Annotated in this window: 22 protein-coding genes; 11 read left to right on the forward strand and 11 right to left on the reverse strand. The window is 59.6% G+C overall.

The annotated features are described in order from the left end of the window. Window positions 1-152 precede the first annotated feature (152 nt). Window positions 153-551 (forward strand): transposase, encoded by a 399-nt coding sequence (locus tag FNU79_RS14190; protein WP_185974729.1) that lies wholly within the window; start codon window positions 153-155, stop codon window positions 549-551. Window positions 552-573: 22 nt separating this feature from the next. Beyond that, complete coding sequence (locus tag FNU79_RS19805; protein ID WP_143721509.1) at window positions 574-744, forward strand: integrase core domain-containing protein; 171 nt, start codon at window positions 574-576, stop codon at window positions 742-744. Between the two features lie 51 nt (window positions 745-795). Here FNU79_RS19805 and FNU79_RS14200 read toward each other — a convergent pair whose 3' ends face one another. Next, window positions 796-1,569, reverse strand: coding sequence for an IclR family transcriptional regulator (locus tag FNU79_RS14200; protein ID WP_143721468.1), 774 nt, complete (start codon window positions 1,567-1,569; stop codon window positions 796-798). Window positions 1,570-1,687: 118 nt separating this feature from the next. On the opposite strand from FNU79_RS14200, the gene FNU79_RS14205 reads away from it, so the two are divergent. The 9 genes from FNU79_RS14205 (at window position 1,688) to FNU79_RS14245 (ending at window position 15,379) form a co-directional block, all read left to right on the forward strand. Then, window positions 1,688-3,256, forward strand: a complete 1,569-nt coding sequence (locus tag FNU79_RS14205) for an ABC transporter substrate-binding protein (RefSeq protein ID WP_143721469.1) — start codon at window positions 1,688-1,690, stop codon at window positions 3,254-3,256. A gap of 3 nt (window positions 3,257-3,259) precedes the next feature. Next, entirely contained in the window at window positions 3,260-4,273 is a 1,014-nt protein-coding gene (locus FNU79_RS14210; protein ID WP_143721470.1) for an ABC transporter permease, read from the forward strand. Beyond that, entirely contained in the window at window positions 4,270-5,139 is an 870-nt protein-coding gene (locus FNU79_RS14215; protein WP_143721471.1) for an ABC transporter permease, read from the forward strand. Before FNU79_RS14210 ends, FNU79_RS14215 begins: the two co-directional genes overlap by 4 nt. A 19-nt stretch (window positions 5,140-5,158) precedes the next feature. After that, window positions 5,159-6,346 (forward strand): M24 family metallopeptidase, encoded by a 1,188-nt coding sequence (locus FNU79_RS14220; RefSeq protein ID WP_143721472.1) that lies wholly within the window; start codon window positions 5,159-5,161, stop codon window positions 6,344-6,346. 106 nt (window positions 6,347-6,452) lie between these two features. Further along, complete coding sequence (locus tag FNU79_RS14225) at window positions 6,453-7,949, forward strand: S10 family peptidase (protein ID WP_225430082.1); 1,497 nt, start codon at window positions 6,453-6,455, stop codon at window positions 7,947-7,949. Between the two features lie 298 nt (window positions 7,950-8,247). Then, window positions 8,248-9,480 carry a M20 family metallo-hydrolase gene (locus FNU79_RS14230; RefSeq protein ID WP_143721473.1) on the forward strand — a complete coding sequence of 411 codons (1,233 nt, stop codon included), beginning with the start codon at window positions 8,248-8,250 and terminating at the stop codon, window positions 9,478-9,480. Between the two features lie 331 nt (window positions 9,481-9,811). Further along, window positions 9,812-12,610 (forward strand): PAS domain S-box protein, encoded by a 2,799-nt coding sequence (locus tag FNU79_RS14235; RefSeq protein WP_143721474.1) that lies wholly within the window; start codon window positions 9,812-9,814, stop codon window positions 12,608-12,610. Then, on the forward strand, window positions 12,597-13,439 hold the full coding sequence (locus tag FNU79_RS14240; RefSeq protein WP_143721475.1) for an alpha/beta fold hydrolase: 843 nt from the start codon (window positions 12,597-12,599) through the stop codon (window positions 13,437-13,439). The genes FNU79_RS14235 and FNU79_RS14240 overlap by 14 nt, the downstream gene beginning before the upstream one ends. Continuing rightward, the gene (locus FNU79_RS14245; protein WP_143721476.1) at window positions 13,436-15,379 is read left to right on the forward strand and encodes a GGDEF domain-containing protein; all 1,944 of its coding nucleotides are present in this window, start codon (window positions 13,436-13,438) and stop codon (window positions 15,377-15,379) included. The genes FNU79_RS14240 and FNU79_RS14245 overlap by 4 nt, the downstream gene beginning before the upstream one ends. Window positions 15,380-15,637: 258 nt before the next feature. Here FNU79_RS14245 and kdpC read toward each other — a convergent pair whose 3' ends face one another. From kdpC to FNU79_RS14295, 10 genes are all read right to left on the reverse strand, one after another. Continuing rightward, on the reverse strand, window positions 15,638-16,267 hold the full coding sequence (kdpC, locus tag FNU79_RS14250) for a potassium-transporting ATPase subunit KdpC (protein ID WP_143721477.1): 630 nt from the start codon (window positions 16,265-16,267) through the stop codon (window positions 15,638-15,640). Then, on the reverse strand, window positions 16,264-17,964 hold the full coding sequence (gene kdpA / locus FNU79_RS14255; RefSeq protein ID WP_143721478.1) for a potassium-transporting ATPase subunit KdpA: 1,701 nt from the start codon (window positions 17,962-17,964) through the stop codon (window positions 16,264-16,266). The genes kdpC and kdpA overlap by 4 nt, the downstream gene beginning before the upstream one ends. Continuing rightward, entirely contained in the window at window positions 17,964-18,077 is a 114-nt protein-coding gene (locus FNU79_RS19810; RefSeq protein ID WP_185974730.1) for a potassium-transporting ATPase subunit F, read from the reverse strand. The genes kdpA and FNU79_RS19810 overlap by 1 nt, the downstream gene beginning before the upstream one ends. A gap of 52 nt (window positions 18,078-18,129) precedes the next feature. Beyond that, entirely contained in the window at window positions 18,130-20,190 is a 2,061-nt protein-coding gene (kdpB, locus tag FNU79_RS14265) for a potassium-transporting ATPase subunit KdpB (protein ID WP_143721480.1), read from the reverse strand. Window positions 20,191-20,765: 575 nt separating this feature from the next. Beyond that, entirely contained in the window at window positions 20,766-20,951 is a 186-nt protein-coding gene (locus FNU79_RS14270; RefSeq protein WP_143721481.1) for a hypothetical protein, read from the reverse strand. A gap of 7 nt (window positions 20,952-20,958) precedes the next feature. Then, window positions 20,959-21,177, reverse strand: coding sequence for a hypothetical protein (locus tag FNU79_RS14275; protein WP_143721482.1), 219 nt, complete (start codon window positions 21,175-21,177; stop codon window positions 20,959-20,961). 293 nt (window positions 21,178-21,470) lie between these two features. Next, complete coding sequence (locus tag FNU79_RS14280; protein WP_143721483.1) at window positions 21,471-22,562, reverse strand: magnesium transporter CorA family protein; 1,092 nt, start codon at window positions 22,560-22,562, stop codon at window positions 21,471-21,473. Between the two features lie 729 nt (window positions 22,563-23,291). Then, window positions 23,292-24,155: an ABC transporter permease gene (locus FNU79_RS14285; protein ID WP_143721484.1), complete on the reverse strand. Its 864-nt coding sequence runs from the start codon at window positions 24,153-24,155 to the stop codon at window positions 23,292-23,294. Then, entirely contained in the window at window positions 24,152-25,096 is a 945-nt protein-coding gene (locus FNU79_RS14290; protein ID WP_143721485.1) for an ABC transporter permease, read from the reverse strand. The genes FNU79_RS14285 and FNU79_RS14290 overlap by 4 nt, the downstream gene beginning before the upstream one ends. 3 nt (window positions 25,097-25,099) lie before the next feature. Further along, window positions 25,100-26,626 carry an ABC transporter substrate-binding protein gene (locus FNU79_RS14295; protein WP_143721486.1) on the reverse strand — a complete coding sequence of 509 codons (1,527 nt, stop codon included), beginning with the start codon at window positions 26,624-26,626 and terminating at the stop codon, window positions 25,100-25,102. Window positions 26,627-26,753 lie beyond the last annotated feature (127 nt).

Genomic DNA, 26,753 nt, shown 5'->3' on the forward strand with positions numbered 1-26,753 from the left:
ATTGCCATTTGTTCGGGCAAGCTGCGCGGCGTCTCGCTTGAAGTCAGCGGTATAGATTCGGCGATTCGTCATGATGGGCCTCCTATTGTCGAGGCTTATCTTCATCTACGCAAAGCTATTGGGTCACCCTCAATGTGCGCGATGTACATCGTGTGCGTCTGACACCAGGAGAAGCTGTCTTTTCTATCCTTAAGCGTGCTGAGGACCGAACCGCTAGAGACGAGGCACTGATTGTTCGGTTGCACAAAGCATCAGCAGACCTTCGTGAAACAGTCGACCTGGCGCAGACCTTCGCCGCTCTGCTCCGAGACCGGAGTGCTGATGGATTGTCCGCCTGGTTAGACCGCGCCACGGATGGCGCGGTCCAGATCTTGGCTCGATTTGCGCGGAGCCTTCGAGCCGAAGGGGCAGCGCTGGTCGCCGCCTTCACGTCGTCCTGGAGCAATGGTCAGGTGGAGAGTCAGGTCAATCGTCTGAAGGCGTTGAAACGACAGATGTATGGCCGGGCAAAACTCGATTTACTCGAACGTCGATTTTTGGCGGGCCCGTAGCACCAAAAGTAGGTAAGACCCGCTGAAATATGAATTTGTCTTTCGAGAGGAGTTCCGTAAGATTCAGGAATTACGGGATGGAGCCGACAGATTTTTGGGCTGGTACAACCGCGTTCGGCTGCACTCCACCTTGGGCTATGCCTGTCCCTGGGCTAAGCTGTTTGAGACGGCAAAGGCTCGCAACGCCGCTTGAAAGATTTCTTGGAGCACTACCCTCTCCTATTAAAGCGGTGTACCTATCACCCTAAAGCTTTCCCTGAATCTGCTGTCCGATTCTGTTCACGGCGGCCAAGCAGCTGGCGATGAGTTTGACTTCGTGCTCCGGCGTGAGGCGTGCCAAAGGCCCTGAGATCGCCAAGCTTCCGACGATCCGGTGCTGTGTCCCCAAGATAGGAGCCGCAATGGAGAAGGCCTCCGCTTCGAAATCGCCCCTGGCGACGTAATACCCTTGTTCTCTGATTTGCCTGATCTCACGCGCCAGCGTGGAGTGTCCGGATGGATCCGGAGCCGATTCGTTGAGGGCCAGTATCTGCTCCAGCAACTTTGGGTCGTCGTAAGCGAGGTATACCTTGCCACTGCCGCCGAGATGAAGGGGGCCACGTTTGCCGATCTCGGAAACCACCCGCACATTTTGAAGCGATTCACGCAAATCCAAAATGATCACTTCTAGTCCGGAACGCTGAACGAGGTGAACACTTTCTTGAGTTTCACGCCATACCTGATCGAGGTCTGCGGCGGCGTACTCGATCAAGGGAAACTGTTGATTGGCGTGGTGGCCCAAGTTCAGTGCGCTGTAACCCAATCGGTAGCGCTTGAGTGGTGTCTTCAGGATGTACCCGTGCAGCCGGAGAGTATGAAGGAGCCGGTTGGTCTGACTCACACTCAGCTGACAACGCCCCGAAATTTCTTGCAGGCTCTGATCGGGCTCCCGGGCGATGTGCGCCAGGACAGAGAAAGCGGCGTCGACCGAAGCGACAAGGTACGGATCTGTATAGAGGGGTGTCTTGACAGGTGGCATAGATCAACTCCTAAAATAGACCAACCACAATCACAAGAAAATTTAGACTGGCGCTTCTACGTTCACTTTCCGAAAACACATTTCGCCTAGCGAAATCCTACACCTTCTGGAGGAACCCATGTTGAACAAACGTCTTTGGATCGCCCTGAGCGCCGCGCTCCTGCTTTCTCCTGCGCAGGCGGTCAGCAACCCAGATACCTTGTACTTTGGCGTGTACTTTGAACCCGCCAGCATCGATGCCCACGCCATTACCGAATGGGCGGGCATGTGGCTCGACGACAACATCTACGAAACCTTGGTGCGTTACAAGACCAAGTCGGTTGGCGGCAAGCTGGAGGGCACGACCACCCTTCAACCTTGGTTGGCCCAGAAGTACACCGCCAGCAACGGCGGCAAGACCTACACATTCGAGTTACGCAAAAATGTGAAATTTCAAGACGGCACTGCTCTGACTGCCGACGACGTGCAGTTCTCGCTTCAGCGTGTACTGGCGCTTGACCTCGGCCCGGCCAAGCAACTCAAGGACTGCGTAGATCCTGCGGGCATCAAAGTTCTCGATCCGCTCCGTGTTCAAGTTGATCTCAAGAACAGCTGTCCGAGCTTTTTGGCCTTGCTGGCTCAGACCAACACGGGGGCCATTATGAGCAAGACGTACGTCAATAAGAACGGCGGCGTCAAGCCCGGTCAGCTCAACGATTATCTGAGGACGCACGGCATGGGCACTGGGCCGTTTACGATGGGCGACACCACTGCTGGCGTGAAGTTCGAACTGAACGCCAATCCCAATTACTGGGGCGGAAAACCCAAACTCGCCAAGATCGTTTTTCGGGTGATCAAAGACCTCTCAAACCAGTATCTGCTGCTGCGGCAAGGCCAGTTAGACGTTGTCTACAACCTGCCTTCCGAGCTGCTGGAACAGTCCATGAAGGAACCCAGCTTAACGGTCAACAAGCAGTCTGCCATCGGCGCACAGACCTTGTACATGAACAACACCCAAAAGCCATTCAACGATCCCAAGGTCAGGCAAGCGCTCATGTACGCCGTCAATCAGCAAGAACTGTCCGACGCGGCGACCTTGGGGATTGCCAAACCCTCACGGAGCGTACTGCCTGGCGCTCTGCCGGGGTACACCGGCAACGAGTGGCCTTACAAAACCAACCTGGATAAAGCCAAGTCGCTGCTCAAAGAAGCTGGCTATCCCAGCGGCTTTGCGAGCACCATCTACTACAACAGTGGCAATGCCGAACGCGAAAAGACGGCTGTCACCCTTCAAGCGCAGCTCGCCAAAGTGGGCATCAAGGTCGACGTGCGCTCGGTGGCTTGGCCTACCTTCGTTGACGGGTACCAGACCGGGAAATTCCCGATGTTTGTCGTGAGTAACTTGGCCGCGCCGATTCTCGATCAGTACATGACTCAGAACTTCGATTCGGGCAGCGCCGGGGCGGGAGGCAACTACAGCTTTTACAAAAACCCGGCGGTCGACAAGATGATCGCTCAGCTCTCGGCCACCACCGCCCCAGCAGACCGCAACGCGCTTGCCCGGCGCTTGCAAAAGACCATCAACACCGACCTGCCGCTCGCGCCCCTCTACGACGTCAGCTTGTACTACGTGATGCAGAAATGGGTGAAAGGCTGGACGCTGTATCCCAGCGGCAACTGGTACTTCAAAGATGTCAGCAAGGAGTAGTTGGTGCTGACCTATCTGCTGCGCCGACTGCTGCTGGTTCCACTGATTGTCCTGGCGATCAGCTTGGTGACATTTATCTTGGTGCATCTGGTGCCGGGCGATCCGGCGAGCTTGTATTTCGGCGGGCAGGCTGTCAGCGAGGAAGCCCTACAAAATGTTCGCCGCCAGTGGGGCTTAGATTTGCCGCTGCCGGTGCAGTACTTGTATTACTTGGGCGGGGTCATGCGCGGCAATCTCGGCGTGGCGACCCACACGGGCCAAAGTGTACTCAGCGATATCGCGGCTCGGCTGCCGGCCACCGTTGAACTCACGCTTATCGGGATGCTGCTCGCGGTGCTGATCGGCGTACCCCTGGCTGTAGTCGCAGCGACGCGCCGCAACGGCTGGATCGATCATACGGTGCGGACGCTGTCGCTCATTACGTTGGGCGTACCGACGTTCTGGGCGGGCATCGTCATCATCTATCTGTTCAACTTCGTGTGGCGGCTGCTTCCCCCAGCGGTAGGCCGCCTTCCTATCGACGCTAATCCTCCGACAGACATCACCGGTTTGTACTTGCTCGACAGTTTACTGACTGGCAATTTCTCCACTTTCGGTGCAACCGCTTTTCAATTGATCGCGCCAGCTCTGACGGTCGCGCTCGGCGTGATTGCGGTGATCATACGAATGCTGCGCTCCAGTATGGTCGAGCAGATCAACCAAGACTATGTCCGCACAGCCCGTGCTAAGGGCCTGACCTCACGTCAGGTGATGTTCAAGCACGCGCTCAGGAACGCCATTATTCCCACGATCACAGTGGTCGGCATTCAGCTCGGCTACCTGCTATCAGGCAATGCACTCGTCGAAACGGTCTTTTCTTGGCCGGGAATCGGGCTGTATTTCATCGACTCGATCCAGAGTCTCGATTACGCGGCGGTTTTGGGCGTCTCGATGATCGCCGCGCTGATCTTTGCTTTGGTGAATTTAGGCGTTGACCTGCTGTACGCCGCCATAGACCCAAGGATTCAGTACGGATGACAACGACAACTGCAACACCGACGCAAACATCCAGGCGGCAACTGTGGCGTAAAGTGAGCCGCAACCGCTTGACCCTCTTGGGCCTGTTCATCATCGGCGTCATGGTGCTCGCCGTTGTGCTGGCTCCGTGGCTGGCCCCATATGACCCTGTTCAGGTCGAGGTGGCCAGCAAGTTGCAGCCGCCCAGCGCTCAGCACTGGATGGGAACCGACCAATATGGCCGTGACGTTCTCGCCCGGATCATCTACGGCACAAGGTACGATTTATTGATCGCGGTCAGCGCTGTTGCCCTCGCCGCAGGAGTCGGCACGCCGCTGGGGATGATCGCAGGCTATTTCGGGGGCCGCACTGAGGGCGTCATCATGCGCTGCATGGACCTTTTATTGGTGTTCCCGGACATCTTGCTGGCGATCACCCTGGCCGCTGTCCTCGGCCCCAGCTTGAGCAACGCTATTTTGGCAGTGAGCATCATCGGAATCGCCGGGTACGCACGGCTCGCGCACAGCTCGACGCTGACGGCGCGGGAGCTGATGTATGTCGAGGCGGCCCGGGCAGTCGGCATGAGTACGCCCCAGATCATCCGCAAAGCCATTTTGCCCAATATCGTTTCTCCCATCATGATCCGCGCCACTTTGGGGATGGGCTTTGCCGTTTTGCTGGCGGCCAGCTTGGGATTCATCGGTCTGGGTGCCCAGCCGCCGACGCCGGAGTGGGGAGCGATGATCAACGAAGGACGCACGCAGATCATCTCCGGAGCCTGGTGGACATCGGTCTTTCCGGGCCTGGCCATCGTTTTGCTCGTCACCGGTTTTAATTTGCTCGGCGACGGCCTGCGCGACATTTTCGATCCCCGAGCCGCTTACTGAGTAGTGCACTGGAGGAAGTATGATCAAAGGTATACCGCTGGACGAAACCCGTACGCGTGTCTCCCGTTTCACCGAGACGTTTCCCCCGGAGATGATGGGGGCAGTCCTTTCCGACGATCAGTACATCTATTATCTGTGCGCTTTTCACTTCATCCCGACTGAACGCCCCATCATGCTGGTCATTACGCGGGAAGGCGAGCGCATTTTGTTTGTGCCGCGCCTTGAAGAAGAACACGCCAAACAGGCCTCACACGCCGACCGGGTCGTGAGCTACCCCGAGTATCCGGGTGAGGTGCATCCGCTCAAGCTCTTCGTGAAGCTGCTCGAAGAGCTTGGACTCGGCCAGGGGACATTGGGTATCGACTACGACGGTTACCCCCATGTGCTCGGCTATCAGGGGCCGGTTCTGTCGGAGCTGATCAGCAATCCACTGCGGCGGATGCATCCGGAACTCGACCGTTTGATCGCGGTCAAATCGCCCTTCGAAATTGAACTGATCCGCGAAAGCTGCCGCTGGGGCAACTTGGCCCACCGCCTTTTGCAGAAGTACACCCGCGTGGGCGAAATCGAAACCGAGGTCAGCATGCGGGCCTCTCAGGAAGCGACGCGGATCATGGTGGAAACCCTCGCGCCGTACCACAAATCCAACAGCCGCTGGCAAGAAGGGGCCGTCGCCGGATACCGGGGCCAGATCGGTCGGAATTCCAGCGTGCCGCACGCGGTTGGGGCCAATCTGGTCTTTAAGGAAGGCGACGTGCTGGTGACCGGCGCTGCTTCTGCGGTCTGGGGCTATCTCAGCGAACTCGAGCGCACCATGATCATCGGGACGCCCACTGCCAAGCAAAAAACCTACTTTGATCACATGATCGCCGTGCAAGACATCGCCTTTGAGAGCATGCGGGCGGGCGTGACCGCTTCCAGCGTCGACCAAGCGGTTCGGCAGTACTTCAGCAAACACCACCTCGAGCCGTACTGGCGACACCACACCGGCCACAGCATCAGCATGCGCTACCACGAGGGGCCGTATCTGGACACTGGCGACCACTCCATTTTGGAAGCAGGCATGGTGTTCACGGTCGAGCCGGGAATCTATGATCCGGAAGTGGGTGGCTTCCGGCATTCCGATACCGTGATGGTCACGCAGCAGGGCGTGGAGTTTCTCACCTACTATCCGCGTGACTTGGAGAGCCTGACATTACCGGTCTGATGCTCGTCTTTGCCGGAGCAGACCGCTCACGGCCAAGTATTCTGACTGCAAACCGTTCGAAATCTCACCGGGTGCAGCGCGTAGGCACCTCTACAAAAGGACTCAAGTGAGCGAGAATTCTGATAAACCAGCTTTGGAAGTCGAGATCAAACGCGCCGAGAAGCCGGAAGCAAAGCCCCGCGACGAGATCAGTGTCACCCGGCACAGCATCACGGTAAATGGCCAGACCCTGAACTACACCGCCACCGCCGGAACGATGGTGCTGGCCGAGGAAAAACACAACAAAGACGGCGAATTTGACGGCAACTTGGAACGTGCGCGGATTTTTTTCGTGGCGTACGCCTTAGACGATCAGCATCCGGAGGAGCGTCCGGTGACGTTTGCCTACAACGGTGGGCCTGGAAGTCCTTCACTGTGGCTGCACCTGGGCCTGCTCGGGCCGCGCCGGGTGGTCATGGGCGACGCCGGGCAGCTCACTGGGCCGCCTTATCAGCTCACCGACAACGAATTCACACTGCTCACCCACACGGACCTCGTCTTCATCGATCCGGTCAGTACCGGGTACTCCCGCGTCATAGAAGGAGAAAATCCCAGCGATTATCACGGTTTCAAAAAGGACATCGAGTCGGTCGGTGATTTTATCCGGTTGTGGACGGCCCGTGCCGGGCGCTGGCTGAGTCCTAAATTTCTTATCGGCGAAAGTTACGGCACCCTGCGTTCGGCGGGCCTCAGCGGCTACTTGCAAGAAAGGCACGGCTTGTTTCTGAACGGCCTGATGCTGATCAGCGCCATCCTCGATTACGCGACAGTTGACACGACGCCGGGGCACGACCTCGCCTACGTGACCCATCTGCCGACGCAGGTGGCGACCGCTTGGTATCACGGCAAACTCGGCAAACAACGCTCACTGGAAACTGTTCTGCGGGAAGCGGAAGCGTTTGCGGACAATGAATACGCCAGTGCCCTGCACCTCGGAGCGCGGCTGACCCCCTCGGCTCGCCGCCAGATCGCTCAGCAGTACGCTCAGATGACAGGTCTGAGTGAGAATTTCGTTTTGCAAAACGACCTGCGCGTTCCGCTCTCACGCTTTTGCAAGGAACTCCTGCGCGATCAGGAATTGACCGTGGGCCGCTTGGATAGCCGCTTTACCGGGATCGACCGAGATGCGGGCGGCAGCAGCACCGACTACGACCCCAGCTACAGCGCCATCCTCGGCCCGTACACAGCCACAATGAATCATTATGTCCGCCAAGAACTGCACTTCGAGTCCGATCTGGCCTACGAAGTGCTCTCCGGACGGACTCAGCCGTGGAGCTTCAAAGATTTCGAGAATCGTCACGTCCGCGTCTCAGATACTTTGAGAAGCGCCATGCACCAAAATCCGCATCTCAAGGTGATGGTGGCCGCCGGTTACTATGATTTCGCCACACCTTACTGGGCAATGCGGCATACTTTCGATCACCTGCAACTGAACCAGCAACTGCGGGGCAACATCCGTGAAGCCTACTATGAAGCGGGCCACATGATGTATGTTCACCTCCCGAGTTTGGCGCAGCAGCACCGAGATCTCAGTGAATTCATTCAATGGGCCTCGAAAGCCTGATCAATTTTGCACATGCGGAAAAAAACCAGCGTCCAACCGACTTTGAGCGTTAGAAGTCGGTCTGGGCGTTTTGGTTACGCTTGATCAACGGGAGCCTGGCTTCACTTGGGGCAATAGTCCGAATGCTAAGTGTTACTTCAGAACAGACCGGCTAAGTAAGATTAAATGGAGTCTCTAGAGGCACCTTCTATGATTATGTATAGAGAGTGCCTTTCTTCGGAGATATTTGTCATGAGCTTTGCCGAACTGTTAAGGGAAAACCTCAAAATCAAGCTGCCAAAATCCGTTACAATAAGGTATGCACGATTTTACCGCAGCCCGGTGTGAACGCCTTGAACGTCAGGTCAAAGAACTTGCCGCGTTCAGCGATTCTGCCGTAGGAGTAACCCGCCTGACGTTCAGTGAGCGTTACGTGGACGCCCTCAAATCCCTCACAGCGCTCGCCACTTCACTGGGCTGCCAAGTACACAGCGACGAAGCCGGTAATTTCCACATCACCTCGGCAGCAGCGCAAAAACTCGGCTGGACGGTCGCCGTCGGCTCGCATATCGACAGTGTGCCGATGGGCGGGGCTTATGACGGCGTGGCCGGCGTGCTCTGCGGCTTTGATCTTCTTTACAGTTACCCAGAAATTCCCATCACGGTAGTGATTTTTGCAGAAGAGGAAGGAGCGAGCTTTGCGGGGGGATTGGTTGGAAGCCGGTTTACTGCTGGAAAGCTGACTGCCGCAGACCTCGAACAGCTGTTGGACGGCAATGGAAGGTCATTTGCCGAGGGAGCACGACGGACACGGGAGGCAGTCAACGTGCCGCAACTTTTGAACACTGGCACACCACACTGGCGCCAGTATTTGGAAATTCACATCGAGCAGGGGAGAGTGCTGCAAGACGGCGGCGCACGGCTGGGTGTGGTGACCGACATCGTGGGGTTGATTCAGGCGGAGCTGATTTTTTTTGGCCGCGCCGACCATGCGGGGACCACCCCTATGACGGCCCGCAGTGACGCAGGCGTAACCGCCGCTCAATTCGTCGTCGATCTTGAAGAATTGGTTCGGCAGACTAGAGAAAAGGCCGTCGGGACAGTCGGGGTTCTGGAATTCGGGCCGGGGGCGGCAAATGTCGTTCCGGGCCGCGCACGCCTGAGCCTCGACCTCCGTGACCCAGATGAATCGAACCTGCGCTCACTTGCTGACCGGGTTAAGTTGCGTGCTCAGGCTCTGGCGGCCCAGCGCAATCAGCAGTTCACGTACCGGGAAGAACTGTTCAGTGCGCCGGTTCCCCTTGATCAGTCCGTGGTTGATGGTCTTGGGGAAGCGGCCAAGCAACAGGGAATCCAAACGCAGCGCATGGTGAGCGGCGCAGGCCATGACGCCATGATGATGGCCGGCCTCGTTCCGACGGGAATGCTTTTCATCCCCTGTCTGAACGGCGTCAGCCATTCGCCAGAAGAATGGGCCGATGTTCAGGATCTGGTGCTCGCCGCCGATATCATGGCCACGTATCTGCACAACGCTTTTGGTCTGACTCAATAGTTTGGTGGTGCCTCTTCCTAGCCACTCCGTGCGGTGACGCCATGCCCGGTGTGCGTTGGGCGACCTCAGCGCAACTCTCCGCGCTGATGAGTGGTCAAACGGCTTGTGCTTTGAAGTTTGCGGTGTATTGCGAACTGAGCACCGGCATGTCAGTCTCCAATGTGGATCAGCTTGAACTTCTTCACAACCCCCTGCCAAGACCGCTTTTATAATGAATCAATACGATAAAAGGTGTAATAGACGTGTAAGAAAGTGGAGGTTAAGCTTTGTGGGAAGTTCTACAGAGCCCTTTCCGGATGGATAGTGCGTACACGCTCACAAGGAGCTCAAGATGACGCACTTGCTTTCCTTCCCCCCTTCTCTATCAGGACGTACCCTGCTCCGTCAGGCCATCTCGATCAACACCGAACTGACGTTGCTGCTTGATCCCCAGTGCCGGGTTCTTTTTTTCAATCCAGCTGTTCAGGCGTTGCTCGGTGATTCGGCAGAGATTTTGCTGGGGCGGGAGCTGGCTTCTTGGATTCATTCTGACGATCAACACGCCCTGAAGAGTTCATACCAGCGCACTCCAGCTGCAAATCCTGCCGAGACTCTACGGGTGCGCGTTCGGCAGACCAACGGTGAATGGCTGTGGGTCAGCGCTTCTTGGGTGTCCTTCCTGAATAACCCGGACGTGCAGGCAACCATGGTGCAATTTCGCCCTGAGCCGCACCACCAAGACCAGCACCGCCAAGATCAGCACCGCAGGGCGCTATGGGAAATGACTCAGGTCATGAACAGCACTGGCCACCTCTCTGAGGTTATTAGCGCCCTGCTCACCACCGGCCTTCAGTTGCTCGGCGCTTCATCAGGCAGTTTGCGTTTAATCAGCGCCGATGGACGGCAGCTTGAACTGAGTGGTCAAGCGGGCTTTGCAAATCAGGGCATACAGCTGATGGACGACCTCCCCCTGATGCTCAGGACGCCGGTAACCGATGTGGCCCGCAGCGGTGAAGCTCTTTTTTTGGATCACCAGAAGTTCCAGACCCTTTACCCGGACGTCTATCAGCGCTATGGCCTGAGCTTTCAGAGCGCTGCCGCCCTGCCGCTCAGCATCGGAGAGCGGCTGATCGGGGTGTTCGCGCTTGGGTTTAAAGAAGACCACGACTTCAGTGCTCAGGAGCAGACCTTTTTTCAGATGGTCGCCAGTTTGTGTGCGCTCGCCTTGGACTGCCGCTGCCTTTCTCAGGAACTCAAGCGTGAACAAGACTGGTCACAGGCGGTCAACCTCAACAGCTCCGACATCGTCACGGTCTTTGATGATCAGGGTTTGATCCGCTATGAAAGTGGATCGATCGAGCGCATCCTGGGCTACGGGGCGACCGATCTGCTCGGAAAAAGCATTTATGCGCTGATTGACCCGGATCACCACGCCCGCGTGCAGGCGGCCTTGGCGCAGCTCTCGCCCGGCGGCGATCCGGTGACCGTGATCTTTCGCTGCCTGCACCAGGGTGGGCACTGGATCTGGCTCGAAAGCATCGCCACCGACCTCCGGCACCAACCACACGTCAGCGGCGTGCTGGCCAATTCGCGTGATGTCACCGCCCGTGAGGAAGCCCGCACCGTGCAGCAAGACATCCTCGACCAGCTGAGTCTCAGCGAGCGCAATTTCAAGCGCTTGGCCGACCACTCCAGAGACCTCGTGCGTCAGTACGCCCTCGATGGCAGCGTGATTTACGCTTCGCCGACGGCGCAGGACTTGCTCGGCTATAACAGCGAAGACCTGCTGGGGCCTGACCCGCTGCACCACGTCCATGAAGAGGATCTCCCGGCACTTGAGCAAGCCTTTCAACGCCGGTTTACCGCCGCTTTTGAACACGAGAAATTCGAATACCGCTTGCGGCGGCGTGACGGAACCTACGTATGGGTAGAAACGGTCTTCAAGGCGGTACGTGATCCTGAGACTCAGGCCATTACCGCGTTCGTCGACACGTCCAGGGACATCGACCAGCGCAAACAAGCCGAGCAGCACCTCAAGGTTCAGCTGGACCGTTACCACCACCTGCTGGACTTCACTGCTTCGCTCGAACAGCTGTGTGACCCGGCGGCCCTGACTGCCGAAGCGCTCCACAAGAGCCTCGAACTCACCGAGTATGACTACGGCTACGCCTTTGCCTGTAGCGCCTCTGGGCTGACATTTGAAGCGCAGGCTGGGCTGAACTCAGCGCCGATCAGCGAATTCATGGATCAACTGCGCCTCCACGCCTTTACGCCGCTGGCTGAGCAGGCCGTCCGCAGAGGAGAAGCTTACTTCGCGGTGGATGAGCAAGCCTTCCTCGATCCACCCGAGGAGCTGCCGCGCCCGCACTGGCGATCCCTGTGCGTGCTGCCGATTCTCCGGCAAGGCACCTTGATGTCCCTGCTGGTGTTCGGGACGAGCAGCCGGATAACCACCAGCCAGGACACCCGTCAGCTGCTGCAAAATGTCGCGGCCCGTCTGAGCCACGCCCTCGAGCGCGGCCACCACATCGAGCAGCTCAACATCTCACGCGAAGAAACCCTGCGGGCTTTGGGCTTGGCGCTGGAATACCGCGACTACGAAACCAAAGGCCACACCGACCGGGTGGTGTTGTTCACCGAGCACCTCGGCCGGGCCCTGAACTTTTTGCCTGCCGATCAAGACGCTCTGCGCTGGGGGGCTTTTTTGCACGACACCGGGAAGGTCGCCATTCCCGACAACATCCTCCTGAAACCCGGCAAGCTCACCCCTGAGGAATGGACCGTCATTCGGCGGCACCCCAGCATCGGGTACGAGATGCTGCACCACATCCCTTCGCTGCCCCCAGCGACGCTGGAAGTGGTCTTGTATCACCAGGAGCGCTGGAACGGCAGCGGCTACCCGGACGGTCTGCAAGGCCATCAGATTCCGCTCTCGGCGCGGGTCTTCGCCGTGGTGGACGTCTACGACGCTTTGACGAGCGTCCGGCCCTACAAGCGGGCCTGGTCACATCAGGAAGCCGCCGAGCAACTCCGGCTTGAGGCTGGCGTGCTGCTCGACGCAGCAGTCGTACAGACCTTTTTGGAGTTGTTTGAAACCGACGGATCGCTCAAATCCAGTTCTCCGGGTGAGGTGCCGTATGACTATTCCTGAAACGGCTGAGTTTGCTCGGCGTTCCAATGCCCACATGTTCGGCGAAGGCTCCCGAACCCTGCTGTGTGCCCACGGCTTTTGCTCCAACCAGAGCGTCTTCCGTCATCAGATCCGCGACCTGCATTTTCAGGGCACCCACCGGATCGTGACCTACGACTTGGCCGGATTCGGTCAGTCGGATCCTTCCCTCTGGAGCGCCGAGCGCCACGCCGATCTCGGAGGCTACGCCGAGGACATGCTGCGCTTGATCGAAGAACTCGACCTGCACCACATCACCTTGCTGGGCGCTTCGATGAGCGCCATGATCGGGGTGCTGGCCTCACTTCAGTGCCCCGAGCGCTTCGAAGCGCTGGCGTTTATCGGAGCCTCGCCGTGTTACCTCGACGACGGGCCGTATGTCGGCGGGTTTCAGCAAGCTGGCATCGACGCTTTTTACGATCTGGTGCGCCGTCAACAAGACTGGGTAGGAGCCCTGAGCGGCATGATGCTTGGAGCGCCGGTGTCGCTGGCGCTGCAAGAAGTGGCTGAAGGCATCCGGGATGTCAAACCCGAAGTGGCGAGCGTGGTCGCCCGGGCCATCTTCCAATCGGATCACCGCGCCCTGCTGCCTCAAGTTCGTCACCCGGTGCTGATCACCCAGACCCGCGCCGACAGCGTGGTGCCGGTGAGAGTCGGCGAGTACCTGCAACAGAACCTGCCCAATGCGCAGCTGGCCTTGATGCCGGGCGTCGGGCACCTACCCAATTTCACCCAACCCGGAGTGTTCAACCGCGCCCTGCTGATGTTTCTGGCAGCGGTGGAGGCTGGTGCCGAAGGTCAACTTTCATGAAACTGATTTCTGCCCAGCTGACCCGGGCGGCAAGCTGGGCGGCCATGCTGATGGGCACTCTGGTCTTGCTCGGCTGGCAGTTCGACTTCCAACTTCTCAAGCGGGTGCACCCCAGCTTCGTCGCCATGAATCCTGTCACTGCCGGATGCTTCTTGCTGGCGGGGCTGTCGTTGCAGCTTTCCGCAGAACCTGAGTCCAGAACTCACCGGACATGGGCGCGGGTGCTGGCCGCTGTGGTCTTCAGCGCTGGCCTGCTGAAACTGGCCCAAGTCTTCGGGCTGCTGTCTTTCAACATAGATCAGCTGCTCTTCGCCTCCAGAATTGAGGGCTACATCGAACCGATCACCGGAAAGCCCAACCACATGGCTCCCAACACCGCCCTGAACTTCATGCTGGTCGGCGGCGCTTTACTGGCGCTGGGTTCAAAAGTGCCCGCCCGGCAGGTGTTCGCTCAGGTGTTCGTGGCTCTGGCGCTGATCATCACCCTGATTCCGGTGGTCGGGTACAGCTACGGAACCAGCGAGTTTTACGGTATCGGCACGTATATTCCGATGGCCCTGCATACCGCGTTCACGTTTCTGGTGCTGCTGGTCGGCCTGCTGACGGTGCGCCCGAGGCTAGGGATCATGCAGACTTTTACCGGAGACAGCTTGGGCGGTGTCCTGGCCCGGCGGGTCTTGCCCGTCTCGGTGCTGATTCCCTTGGTGCTGGGGTGGCTGCGGCTCGAAGGAGAGCGGCTCGGATTGTACAGCCGGGAGATCGGCACTTCGCTGCTGGTCGTGATCCTGATCACGGTGCTGAGCGGATTTTTGCTGTGGTACGCCCGGGTGCTGCACCTGTCTGATCTTCAGCGGCGCTTTACCGAACAGCAACTCCTCGCGCAGACTCAGGAAATGACCAGGATCGCGGCGTACTCACGCGCCATTGCCGACGTGTCTAAGCTGCTGGAAATCGACCTGTCTCCCGAAGAAGCGGCCCGGCAAACTATTCACACCATCTGCCAGGTCGCGGACGTCGAGTGGGGGGGCCTGGTTCAGCTCACCTCGCAGATGGGAAAGCCGTGGGTGGGGGCGCAGACCGAGTGGAAAACGGCGGCGGTCAATGCCGAGATCGAGTTTGTTCTGACCCGGGGCGTGCCCAAAGGAACCGGGATGGTGTGGGTGGCGCTGGAACGCGCTCAGACCTTATTTGTAGACGATTACAGTCAGCAGGTTCTCCACGTTCCCAGCTTCGCGGCCCTCGGCATGCGGTCGGTGGCGTTCGTGCCGCTGAAAACCTCGTCTCAGACATCGATGCTGTTTATGCTGGTGAGGCTGCACCAACCGAGGCCGTGGACGCCGCTCGACAAAGAGTTGCTCGAAGCGGCGGCCAGAATCATGGCCGTGTCGATTGAACGCCAAAGCCACTTGAAGTTCATGCGAGAGGCGGCGCTGGTGGACGTGCTGACTGGCCTGAACAACCGCCGGGCCTTTGATACGGACTTGGAAGTGGAGATGGCCGGGGCCAAGCGCCACCAACACTCGCTGGGCGTGCTGATGATTGACTTGGACGGCCTGAAGCAGCTCAACGACCGCGAAGGCCACGAGCGGGGTGACCTGTACCTGCGGGAGTTCGCGCTGGCGCTGAAAGCCGTCTTCCGGATCAATGACCGGGTATACCGATTGGGCGGAGACGAATACGGCGTGATTTTGGCGCATGCGGATCCTGAACGGACGCGCAGCATTCTAGACCGGATGCGCAAGACCGTGGAACTGGTCAAACAGGCGGGCTTTGAAGACGCTGACGCCAGCTCAGGCGTGGCCTTTTACCCGAAGGAAGCCGAGCTGCCGAGTGACTTGGTTCGGTTGGCCGACGAACGCATGTACGAAGAGAAACGTGATCACCATCTCCTGCGCCCACGAATAAGTAACGACACAGTCGATACCGTACTAAAGGAGTAGAGGGTGTTTAGAAACGACCCTGCACGTCTGATACGGTCACTTCCTAATAAAGTTTAATCCGATCAGTTGACGGGCTCTACACAGGTGCCGCTCTATTCAAGGCAATAGTGGAGTAAAACGAAACAAGCTGGCCCGACTGAGTATGTCGGGCCAGCTTGTGTTTCAAAGTGAAACTATCAGGGAGGCGGGCTGTACCCGCTTCCAACGCTCCACACCGTTTAGCCGGACACAGTGCAGCCCCAGTGAACGCCGCTCAGGTTACTGCCGGGCGTCGAGGGCTAGATTGACGGCCAGTACATTCACGCGCGGTTCGCCCAGCACGCCGAATTGCCTGGGGGTGAGGTGCAAACGGATCACGGTTTCTACTTGCGCCGGAGTCAGGCGGCGTGCCTGCGCAATACGGTTGACCTGAAGTAGAGCGGACGCCAACGTGACATCGGGGTCTAGGCCGCTGCTGGAAGCCGTCACCAGATCCACCGGGACAGACGCAGTCGCGCTCAGGCCGTTCTCGCTGCGCACCGCAGCAACCCGCGCACGCACAGCCTCTGACAGCTTGGCGTTGGTCGGCCCCCAGTTGCTGGCACCGCTGTTCTCGGCGTTGTAAGGCTGCGGGCCGCTGCCGTCAGTCTTGTTGGTCATACTGGGCCGCCCGTGCAGGTACTGGGGGGCCGTGAAATTCTGGCCCAGCACCGCCGACCCGATGACCTTCCCATTTCGGCTGAGCAGACTTCCCTGCGCCTGACTGGGAAACAGTAGGCCCGCCGCAGCCGTGGTCAGCAGCGGGTAGGCCAGCCCCGTGACCAGCGTAAACAGCACGGCGGCAATCAGGGCGCTCAGCAGCAGGCGGAGGAACGGGGCAGGGCGGACAGGAGGTTCAGGCAACGTCATTTCAGCACCACGCCTTTGAGCATCTGGAAGTGATCGGCCACTGGGCCGAGGGTCAGGGCAGGCAGGAAGGTCAGCGCACCGACAATCAGGATGACGAAGATGGTCAGGCTGCCGAACAGCACCGTGTCGGTGGGAAGCGTGCCGCTGGAGGCGGGCACCCGGCGTTTGGTGGCCAACAGGCCCGCTACGGCCAGCATCGGAAGCAGCGTGAGGTAGCGTCCGATCAGCATGGCGAAGCCGATGGTGATGTTGTAAAAGGGCGTGTTGGCATTCAGACCCGCAAAGGCCGAGCCGTTGTTGGCGGTGCCGGAGGTATAGGCGTACAGAATCTCGGAAAAACCGTGTGGGCCGGGGTTGTTAAGACTCGACAGCGCACTGGGCAGTGAAACGGCGAGCGCCGTGAAGCCCAAAATACTCAGCGGATGCGCCAGAACGGCCAGCATCACCAGCTTGACCTCACGCGCTTCGATTTTCTTGCCCAGAAACTCAGGCGTGCGGCCCACCATCAGGCCTGCCATGAAGACGCCCAGAATCAGGTACTGCACGAAGTTGATAAAGCCCACGCCCTTGCCGCCGAAGACATTGTTGAGCATCATCTGCGTCATGGGCACCAGGCCGCCCATGCCCGTATAGGAGTCGTGCATGGAATCCACACTGCCGGTGGTGGCGGCGGTGGTCGTGGTGGCAAACAAAGCGGTCTGCGCGATTCCGAAGCGCACTTCTTTGCCCTCCATATTGCCGCCCGCCTGCGTGGCGGTGATGGTCTGCTCCGCGCCGAGGCGGCTCAGAATAGGATTCCCGGCCTGCTCGAAGCTGTAGACGGTGATGAGAAAGCCCACGAACATCACCAGCATTCCGCCGAAGATGACCCAGCCCTGCCGCAGGTTGCCGATCATCCGCCCAAAAGCGTAGGTCAGGGCCGAGGGCAGCAGCAGCATCGACAGGATGTGCAGCGTGTTGGTAAGCGGCGTGGGATTCTCGAAGGGATGCGCGGCGTTCATCGAGAAAAAGCCGCCGCCGTTGGTGCCGAGGTGCTTGATGCTCTCCAGCGAGGCGACAGGCCCGAGGGCGATGCGCTGGACGGTTCCTTCCAAAGTGGTGGCCGCCGCGTAGCTGTTCAGCGTCTGGGGCATGCCCTGCCACACGAAAACCAGTGCCAGCACGAAGCTGATCGGCAGCAAAATCCGGTAGGTGATGCGGGTCAAGTCGACCCAGAAGTTGCCGAGGTGATCGCCGCTGCGCCCGGCCAGCCCGCGCATGAAGGCGAGAGCGGCCGCGAAGCCGGTGGCCGCCGAGATGAACATGAAGGTGGTGATGACGGCCATCTGCGAGAAGTACGACAGGCTCTGCTCGCCGCTGTAGGCCTGCCAGTTGGTGTTGGTCATGAATGAGACGACCGTGTTCCAGGCCAGATCGGGGGCCTGGGCGCTCAGGCCCGCCGGGTTCCATGGAAGCAGACCTTGCAGGCGCAGCAGCAAGTAGGCGAACAAGAGCAGCGCCAGATTCGCCACGATCAGCACCAAGCCGTAGCGCTTCCAGTCCATACGCTCGTCGGGATTCACGCCCAGCAGGCCGTAGGTCAGCCGTTCGGCGGCGCTGTGGCGCTCACCGCTGACGACATTGTGAAGCCATTTGCCCACCGGCACGACCAGCGCGGTCATGATGCCGAGGATCAGTACAAATTGCAGCCAAGCCATCAGAAATCCTCCGGGCGCACAAGCGAGTACATCAGGTAAACGAAGACGGCCAGAGCGAGCAGGCCCAGCACAAAGATCACAGCCGCTCCATCGCTTTTAAGTACAAAGCGCACAGGCCAAAAATCAGCAGGCTTAGCAGCACAAATAAAATGTCCATGGAATACCTCAGCCCAGCAGGGGCGTGATGAGCAAGTCGATGAGTTTGATCGCGGCAAAGGGGAGCAGCAGGCCGCCCAGACCGTAGATCAGCAGGTTGCGGCTCAGCAGGGAGGCGGCGCTGGTGGGGCGGTAGGGAACACCGCGCAGGGCCAGCGGGATCAGCAGGGGAATGATCAGGGCATTGAAAATCACGGCGCTCAGCACCGCGCTGGTGGGACTGTGCAGCTGCATGACGTTCAGCGCGGCCAGCGGCGGATAAGCGACCACGAACAGGGCGGGCAAAATGGCGAAGTACTTGGCCACGTCGTTGGCGATGCTGAAAGTGGTGAGCGCCCCGCGCGTGATGAGGAGACCCTTACCGATCTCGACGACTTCCAGAAGCTTGGTGGGGTCGGAATCGAGGTCGACCATGTTGCCGGCTTCCTTGGCGGCCTGCGTGCCGGAGTTCATGGCCAGGCCCACATCGGCCTGAGCCAGCGCCGGAGCGTCGTTGGTGCCGTCGCCCATCATGGCGACCAGTTTGCCGCTCCGCTGCTCGTCCTTGATCATCTGGAGCTTGTCTTCTGGCGTGGCTTCGGCCAGAAAGCTGTCCACACCAGCTTCCTTGGCAATCGCTTCGGCGGTCAGCGGGTTGTCACCCGTGATCATCACGGTTCTCAGGCCCATCTGGCGCAGCTGGGCGAAGCGGTCACGAATACCGGGCTTCACGACGTCGGAGAGCGCCACGACGCCCAGCACGCGGGCCACGTCGCCGCGCACCTCGGCCACCGTCAGCGGAGTGCCGCCTGCACGGGAGATCTCCTCGACCAGCGCGGTCAGGTCGGCGGGCGCGGCCGCGCCAAATTCAGAAGTAAATCGGGCCATCCGGTCTGCCGCGCCCTTGCGGATGCGGACAGTGCCCCCGGCGTCGGAAAAGTCCACGCCGCTCATGCGGGTCTGGGCGCTGAACTCGATGAATTCGGCGTTCTCTGGCTGAGCGGGCAACTCGGTAAGGGTGCGGGCCAGCGTCACGATGCTCTTGCCCTCGGGCGTGGGGTCGGCCAGTGAAGACAGCGCGGCGGCGCGGGCCAGCTCAATTTCGCTCACGCCGGGCAGCGGGCTAAAGCGCGTCGCCTGCCGGTTGCCGATGGTGATGGTGCCGGTTTTGTCGAGCAGCAGCACGTCGATGTCGCCCGCCACCTCGACCGCCTTGCCGCTCTTGGCGATCACGTTGGCTTGCAGCGCTCTGTCCATCCCCGCGATGCCGATGGCGGGCAAGAGTCCCCCGATGGTCGTAGGGATTAAGCAGACCAGCAGCGCGATTAAGGTGACGGGCGAGGCAGGCACGCCTGAGTACACCGTGAACGGATACAGCGTGACCACCGCGAGCAAGAACACCAAAGTCAGGCCGCTGAGCAAAATACTCAGGGCGATCTCGTTGGGGGTCTTTTGACGGCTGGCTCCTTCTACCAGCGCGATCATGCGGTCGAGGAAACTTTCTCCGGCTCCGCTGGTCACCCGCACCACGATGCGGTCGGAGAGCACTTTTGTTCCGCCGGTCACGCCGCTGTAATCGGTGCCTGCCTCGCGGATCACGGGCGCACTCTCGCCGGTAATGGCGCTCTCGTCCACGCTGGCCAGTCCCTCGACGATCTCCCCGTCGGCAGGGATCAGTTCGCCCGCTTCCACCACGATCAGGTCGTCGCGCTGGAGTTCGGTGCTGGGAACGGTGGTTTCCACGCTGCCCACCAAGCGGCGGGCGGGAGTGTCCTGACGGGCGGCACGCAGAGAGGCCGCCTGCGCTTTGCCGCGTGCCTCGGCCAGACCCTCAGCGAAGTTGGCGAACAGCACCGTGAGAAGCAGCAGCAGTGAGGTGGCCAGCGGGTAGCCGATCGGCTGACCAGTGATGAGGTTGGCAACGGCCACATAAAAAGTCAAGATGGTGCCCAGATACACCAAGAACATCACCGGATTGCGGGCCTGGGCACGCGGTGAGAGCTTGGCGAAGCTGGCGCGGATGGCCGCGCGAACCAGTGGAGGCGAAAAGATGCCTCCCTTTCGCTTGGACTGGGGAGGGGCAGCGGTCATGGGGAGTCTCCAGCATAAAGATCTTGCATATCGACCGATTATCCTGAGGCCGCGCTGCAACCGGTAGTGGCCGGGTGGCGGACGGCGCTGGCCATCTGGCCAATCTTTACCAGATAGAACTGCTCCGAATGTCAAAGCGGCCAGCGACCAACTTTTGCCTTGCGGCACGGCTGCTCGGAGTGCTGGGAGTCGGTGAGGAGGGCAGGAACTGGCGGCCCAAGACTACTGGGAGACTTCGGGTCTGAACCCGCTTGTAACCCCAATGGTCTGGAAAACGTAGTACCAGCAGCGGGCCAGCCCAAACAAGCGGCTCAGTAGATACGCGGTCATTTGAGTGCTGTGCGTGGCGAGTCAGGTCAACAGCGCGGTCTGCTCGCCCCCCCCACAGACTTTCGGGCTGACTCCGCCGAGTGGGGGAGCGGCCATCAGCTTTTTTGGACAGTGACTGCTCTTCCTCAGGTGAAGGGGGCTGTCTCGTTCTTGGCCGCGCCGCCGCAACCAACCTTTCAGCGGCGGGTGCCCGGTCTGCTGCTTGCGCCCGAATCTGAGAGTGACATCAGGCGTCGCTGTGTTCCTTAGATCGATCTATCGCGGTGGAGCAGGTACACTCCGGCAGCTATGCCGCCCAGTGACGCGGCCAGAAGAAACCAAGCGCTGCTCTCAGTCGGCCAGATGAAGCTGCCGACGGCTTTGAACAGGAGGCCCGCACCCGCGCTGAACGCCAAGCAGCCCCACTGCTGAGCCGCACTCCATTTGTACATATGCGTCTTACCAACCGCGTTTCTGGACGCGTAAGACGGTGACGCGGGGTGACTGCACCCGCCGGGTGGTGGCCCGGAAAGCCAGAACCTTCCGCACCGCCGTAGTAACCAGCAGGGCGACCAAGATGAACAGGGTAAAGAGCCAAACACCACCGTCACGGACTGAGCAAAACAGCGCCGCAAGCGTCATCAAGCCGAGGATCATCAACGAGGGGAACAGGGCCATATGAACAGTCTGAGCCGCCATGAACGCCAACTGTACTGGCCCTTTGGTGGGAAAATCTGGCCAGTTGGCCAGGGGAGAATTAGTGAGAAGTTGGCTTCATTTCAAAGCTGCGTTTCGGCCCCTGTCAGGCAAGCGGGAGGACATAGCCGGGCACACTCAGCGGAAAACCGGCGGCGACGGCGGGGCCAGTTTCACTACTGCCAGCGCCCGCATCAGATGGGCAGAAGGTTCCCAGACTTCTCCCTGGCAGGCAAGGGGTGGGTGCACCACCTGTATATACCTCTGCTGCTTGCTCAATCCTCGCTGCGGTGAGACTCGATTGATGCACGCTTAGTCAGGCGGCGGTTGACGTTCGCCGCCTTGCTGCCCGACCCGATCCGCTGAACGAATACGATGGTCACCGCCGCGACCAGCGTTTCAAAGCCCACGCAGAGAATCCAGAAGGCTGGGGTGCTGGCGATCACGTGATTGACCAAAAAGCCGAAGTTTTGCCCGAAGAAACCAGTCACCAGCGTCAACGGCAAAAAAATGGTGGCGACCATGGTGAGCTGTCTGGAACTCGCTCCCTGCCGCCGGTTTTCGAGGGCGTGGTAGATGTCAAAGGCCCGGTCAGCCATGTTACCGGCGAGTTCTAGGCGCTCCACCGTGTGCTGGGCGTGATCCCGGATGTCCCGGAAATAGGGCACCTCCTTCGGACTGACCACCGGGGGACCAACCCGCAGCAAAGTGCCCAGCACATCCTTGAGGGGGAAGATGACGGCGTGGGCCGTGTGCACCAGTTCACTGATCTCGAAGATCTTTTTGAGTTCCTGCTCGTTCGAGTGGGCAGGATCAATCAGCCGCTGACGGATCTTGCTGAGTTCGGCTTCCAGCTCTTCGGCAAACGGGGCGTACTCATCGACCAGCGCGTCCAGTAATACATACAGCAGGCTGCTGGAATCGGGCCGCCACGTTTCAGGAACGCGCTCCCAGCGGTTCAGAATGTCTTGAAGCGGCAGGCCGGAACCGTGCCGCACACTGATCAAGAAGCGCTCGCCAATAAACAGGTTGAGTTCATGCGTCTTCAAGGTTCCGTTCGGGGACTTAAAGACGCCGTGGGCGACCACGAACTCGAAGCCTTGATAGCTTTCGACCTTGGCCCGCTGATGGGCGTGAAGGGCGTCTTCTATTGCCAGCGGGTGCAGGTGATACTGGTGCTGGAGGCGTTCCAGATCCTGCGGAGCTGGGTCGGTGACATCGAACCAGAGAAAGCCGTGTTCGGGAGGTGGGCTGACCAGCGCGGCTTGCCAGAGGATGGCTGCCGCGCCGGCGCTCCCTAGAATGTAGGTGTGCACCGCTGTTGATGTGGGCTGCTGGGTGAGGGGTTGAGTTGTAGGATCAGCCATCAGTGATCTCCTGAAAAAGCCTGTTCAGGGCGCTAAAAATCTTAGGACTTACGCGAAAATTGGGGACTGGCTTTTGAGTCGCTCACGCCTGCCGTCCCCAAGAAGATCAAATTTGAGCGTGTGGATTGTTCTTTCCGCTTTTTGCGGTGAACCTGTAACGGCTCTGCCCATGGCCAATTGCTTGCGGCAAGTCTGCTGCGTAGTGCTGGGCCGAAATTCCAAGGCGGAAAGTGTGGTCGTACACCGGACAAGTCTCTACCCCTGCGTACTCAAAACACAAGGGTAGAGGGTATGAAAGAGTATTAGAGTATTTGCCAAAAAGAAGCTTTTTTTGACTGACCAATGGGAGCGAAATAGAGAGAGCGTTTGGGAGGATGGATGCCTGAGCGTGCTTTTTGCTCAGGCATCCATCCTCCCAAACGCTCTAATTTCACTGATGCTGCTGGTGCAGGTCACAAGGCTCAGCGCATCAGAACGTTGTTATCAGTCTGATGCGCTGGGCTGATTCCACCGTCGCTGGTTTTGGTACTGGTGGCGGCCCGGCTGTTTGTGGCCGCTACCGCCACTCCGCTGCCTGAGCGCCAGCGTCCTATTCTAAGGACTGAATAGCAGGCCCGTGACCTCACGGCATGCCAATTCGTCGCGGTCAAGAGCGCCGCCCAGATCGGCCGCGCTCAAGTCAATCTGATTGGGTAATGGAGTCATCATCCGGTTTCTGTTCATGACCACTCACTGCTGGGAGCGCGGATCGAAGGCGTCGCGCAGGCCGTCGCCGAGGAGGTTGAAGCCCAGAACGGCGAGCGTCACGGCGACGCCCGGAAACACCGCCAGCCAGGGGGCCTGATAAAAAAAGTCGCGGCCTTCGTTGAGCATCAGACCCCAGGAGGCGGTGGGCGGCTGCGCCCCCAGACCCAGAAACGACAGGGCCGCCTCGGCCAGAATCGCAAAGGCCAGCGAGAGGCTGGTCTGAATGATCAGCGGCCCCAAGATATTGGGCAGCACGTGCCGGACAATCAGTCGCAGCTGACCGATGCCCAGCCCGTGGGCGGCCTCGATGTAGTCCTGCTCCATTACGCTGAGCGCGGAGGCGCGGGCCACACGCGCAAAAGACGGGGTATACACGATACCGATCGCAATCATGGCGTTCGTCAGGGTCGCTCCGAAAGCCGCCATAATGCCCAGCACCAGCAGCAAAAAGGGAAAGGCGAACAAGATGTCCATCAGGCGCATGATCACGCCGTCCACCCAGCCACGGTAAGTCACGGCCAGGAGTGCTAAGGCCGTGCCGAGCAGCAGGGCAATGCTGACCGATACCGCCGACACCAGAAAGGAGAGCCGGGTGCCGTAGATGATCCGGCTGAGCTGATCGCGCCCGAACATGTCGGTGCCGAGCAGAAATTGCGGCGATGGGGCGGCGAGGGCATGGTCAGTGTGCTGCTCAGCCGGGCCGTATGGAGCGAGCCAGGGTGCGAAAAGGGCCAGAATCACCATCACCGTAATCAGGACGCCTCCAATGAGCAGGGCGCGGTTTCTGAATAGACGCTTCCAGGGAAGGCGCGGACGGGTGGGTGCGATGCTTATCTTTGGGGTCATGAGTACCGTACCCGGGGATCGACCAGACCGTACAGCAGATCGATGGCCAGATTGATGAGAGTGAAAGTGATGGCAAAGAGCATTACGCAGGCCTGAACCACCGGGTAATCCCGCTGATTGATGGCCGTGAGTACCAGATTGCCCACGCCCGGCCAGCTGAAGATGGTTTCTACGATGACGGTGCCGCCCAGCAGAAACCCGAAATTCAGGCCGATCACCGTGAGAATAGGGATGGCGGCATTTTTCAGAGCGTGACCGTAGAAAATTCGGTGCTGGGTCTGGCCCTTGGCGCGGGCGGTGCGGACGTAGTCCTGGGTCAAGACGTCCAGCATGGCCGCGCGGGTGAACCGGGTAATGATCGACGCGATCTGGAGGCCCAGCGTCAGAGCGGGCAGGAGCAGGACTTTGAGAAACGGCAACAGACCGCTGCTGGGCGGCACGTAACCAGCCGGGGGCAGCCATTGGAGTTGCAAAGAAAAAACCAAAACCAGAATGGTGCCCAGCCAGAAATCCGGCGTCGAGATGCCCAGCAGCGCGGCCACACTGATCAGTTGATCCGGCCAACGGTTTCGCCGCACGGCAGCGGCAATCCCCGCCGGAATCCCCACCAGCACCGCCAGCATGATGGCGGCCAGCGACAACTGCGCACTCCGCGCAAAGCGCTGGACGAGGTCTGGGCCGATGTCGGCTCCCGAGCGGATCGACTGCCCAAGGTGGCCACGTAAGACCTGACTGAGCCAATCGAAGTAGCCCAAGATCACCGGCTGGTCGAGGTGCAAGTTGTGCCGGAGTTGCGCGGCCACCACCGGGTCATTCTGGGTACCGAGCAAAATGGCGACGGCGTCTCCCGGTATGGTGCGGGTGAGGAAGTAGGCGATGACCGTGATGCCCAGCAGCACCGGGACGATGGTGAGCAAACGCCGGGCAAGGTAACTGAGCACGGCTTACTTGTCGATCCAAATATCTTTGAGCGATTTCAGGGAGCCGGTGGCGTAGTGGACGTACCCCTTGACGGCGGGCCGGAAAGCCTCGTACTGGTCGTTGATGTGCAGGAAGACGTACCCGACCTGCGAGGAGATCACTTGCTGCACCTGCTTATAGACGGCCCCGCGCTTGGCCTGATCCACCGTGCGCCGACCCGTTTCGAGGAGCGTGTCGACCTGCTTGTTGGAAAAGCTCTGGGTGTTGAATTTCTCGCCGGTGTGAAACTGGAAGTACAAGAAGTCGTCCGGATCGACCGAGCCGATCCACCCCAGCACCACCGCGTCGAAGCGCTTGGCGTTGTAATCGTTCAGGAACGCCCCCCATTCCATCGGCATCACCTTGACGTTGATGTTCAGCGGCTTGAGCTGAGCCTGAATCGCCTGAGCGATGTTCACCTGTGATTTGTAGTCCGCCCCGACCTTGATGGTCATGTCAAAGCCCTTGGCATAGCCCGCAGCGTTCATCAACTGCTTGGCCTTGGCCAGATTGAGAACCTGCGTCTTGCAGGTCGCGTAGGCCCAACTCGACGGCGGCACCGGGCCGCAGAAGATGGGCGTGCCCTTGCCGAACAAAACGGTCTTGACAATCGAGTCGCGGTCGACGGCGTAAGCGAGAGCCTGACGCACCCTCACGTCGTTGAAGGGCTTCTGGGCCAAGTTCAGGCCAAGATAGTCGTACCAGGTGCCGGGGCCTCCCACCACGCTCATGCCGGGCAGAGCTTTGAGGCGGTCCACCTGATTTTGCGGCACGCTCAGCGCCAGATCCACCACGGCACTCTGAACGTCAATCATGCGTGTCACATCGTCTTTGAGGGCCTTGAAGACCAGTGTATCGACGTAGGGTTTGCCGTTTTCCCAGTAATTGGGATTGCGGCTGAGCGTAACGCTGTCGCCGGGCACCCAGGTGCCGAACTTGAAAGGCCCGGAGCCCATCGGTTGTTTGTTCAGGTCGTGGGTCTTGTCGTATTCGGCAGGAATGATACCCATCAGGGGCGAAGCCACCTTGGTGAGGAAGGGAGCGAAGGGTTCTTTGAGCTGCACGATCACCGTGACCGGATTGGGAGCGCTGAGGGAGGCGATCTTGCCGAGGTCGTTCTGGCGCGGCGAAGCGGTCTTGGGATCGGTAATGCGCTTGATGGTGTAGACCACGTCGGCGGCGGTGAGTGGGCGGCCATCGGCGAACTTGACTCCCGGACGCAGGGTAAAGGTGTATTTCAAACCGTCTGGAGAAACCGTCCACTTGAGAGCCAGTTCAGGTTGCACGCTTCCTGTGGGATTTACCGAGAGCAGCGAACTGTAGAGCTGCTCGATCACGGAAGTCGACGAAGCCGCAGACACGGTGGCCGGGTCGAGGCCGACGATGTCCGCCTGCTGGCCCACGGTTAAACTGCCGCCCTTGACCGGCGTCTGCGCGGCGGCACTGGCCACGACCGCCAGAGCGAGGGTGAGTACCAAAGAGCGTCCGGTGCATTGAGAAGACCGCAGCATAAACATCCTCCTGAACAAGAAATAAGGGGCGGACGACTTCAAGCGGGCAGAAGCGGGGAGGCAGAATAAAACCATTCAGAATTTGTTGAACATGAATAGCATGGCGTCACGGCATGGATTTTGTCAA

Source organism: Deinococcus detaillensis (assembly GCF_007280555.1).
Taxonomy (GTDB): Bacteria; Deinococcota; Deinococci; order Deinococcales; family Deinococcaceae; genus Deinococcus; species Deinococcus detaillensis.

What these genes read in the sequence shown, in the direction of transcription:
- FNU79_RS14200 (WP_143721468.1), bottom strand. Translation starts at nt 1,569, where the DNA reads ATGCCACCTGTCAAGACACCCCTCTATACAGATCCGTACCTTGTCGCT.
- FNU79_RS14205 (WP_143721469.1), top strand. Translation starts at nt 1,688, where the DNA reads ATGTTGAACAAACGTCTTTGGATCGCCCTGAGCGCCGCGCTCCTGCTT.
- FNU79_RS14215 (WP_143721471.1), top strand. Translation starts at nt 4,270, where the DNA reads ATGACAACGACAACTGCAACACCGACGCAAACATCCAGGCGGCAACTG.
- FNU79_RS14220 (WP_143721472.1), top strand. Translation starts at nt 5,159, where the DNA reads ATGATCAAAGGTATACCGCTGGACGAAACCCGTACGCGTGTCTCCCGT.
- FNU79_RS14230 (WP_143721473.1), top strand. Translation starts at nt 8,248, where the DNA reads ATGCACGATTTTACCGCAGCCCGGTGTGAACGCCTTGAACGTCAGGTC.
- FNU79_RS14235 (WP_143721474.1), top strand. Translation starts at nt 9,812, where the DNA reads ATGACGCACTTGCTTTCCTTCCCCCCTTCTCTATCAGGACGTACCCTG.
- FNU79_RS14240 (WP_143721475.1), top strand. Translation starts at nt 12,597, where the DNA reads ATGACTATTCCTGAAACGGCTGAGTTTGCTCGGCGTTCCAATGCCCAC.
- FNU79_RS14245 (WP_143721476.1), top strand. Translation starts at nt 13,436, where the DNA reads ATGAAACTGATTTCTGCCCAGCTGACCCGGGCGGCAAGCTGGGCGGCC.
- kdpC (WP_143721477.1), bottom strand. Translation starts at nt 16,267, where the DNA reads ATGACGTTGCCTGAACCTCCTGTCCGCCCTGCCCCGTTCCTCCGCCTG.
- kdpA (WP_143721478.1), bottom strand. Translation starts at nt 17,964, where the DNA reads ATGGCTTGGCTGCAATTTGTACTGATCCTCGGCATCATGACCGCGCTG.
- kdpB (WP_143721480.1), bottom strand. Translation starts at nt 20,190, where the DNA reads ATGACCGCTGCCCCTCCCCAGTCCAAGCGAAAGGGAGGCATCTTTTCG.
- FNU79_RS14270 (WP_143721481.1), bottom strand. Translation starts at nt 20,951, where the DNA reads ATGTACAAATGGAGTGCGGCTCAGCAGTGGGGCTGCTTGGCGTTCAGC.
- FNU79_RS14275 (WP_143721482.1), bottom strand. Translation starts at nt 21,177, where the DNA reads ATGGCCCTGTTCCCCTCGTTGATGATCCTCGGCTTGATGACGCTTGCG.
- FNU79_RS14280 (WP_143721483.1), bottom strand. Translation starts at nt 22,562, where the DNA reads ATGGCTGATCCTACAACTCAACCCCTCACCCAGCAGCCCACATCAACA.
- FNU79_RS14285 (WP_143721484.1), bottom strand. Translation starts at nt 24,155, where the DNA reads ATGACCCCAAAGATAAGCATCGCACCCACCCGTCCGCGCCTTCCCTGG.
- FNU79_RS14295 (WP_143721486.1), bottom strand. Translation starts at nt 26,626, where the DNA reads ATGCTGCGGTCTTCTCAATGCACCGGACGCTCTTTGGTACTCACCCTC.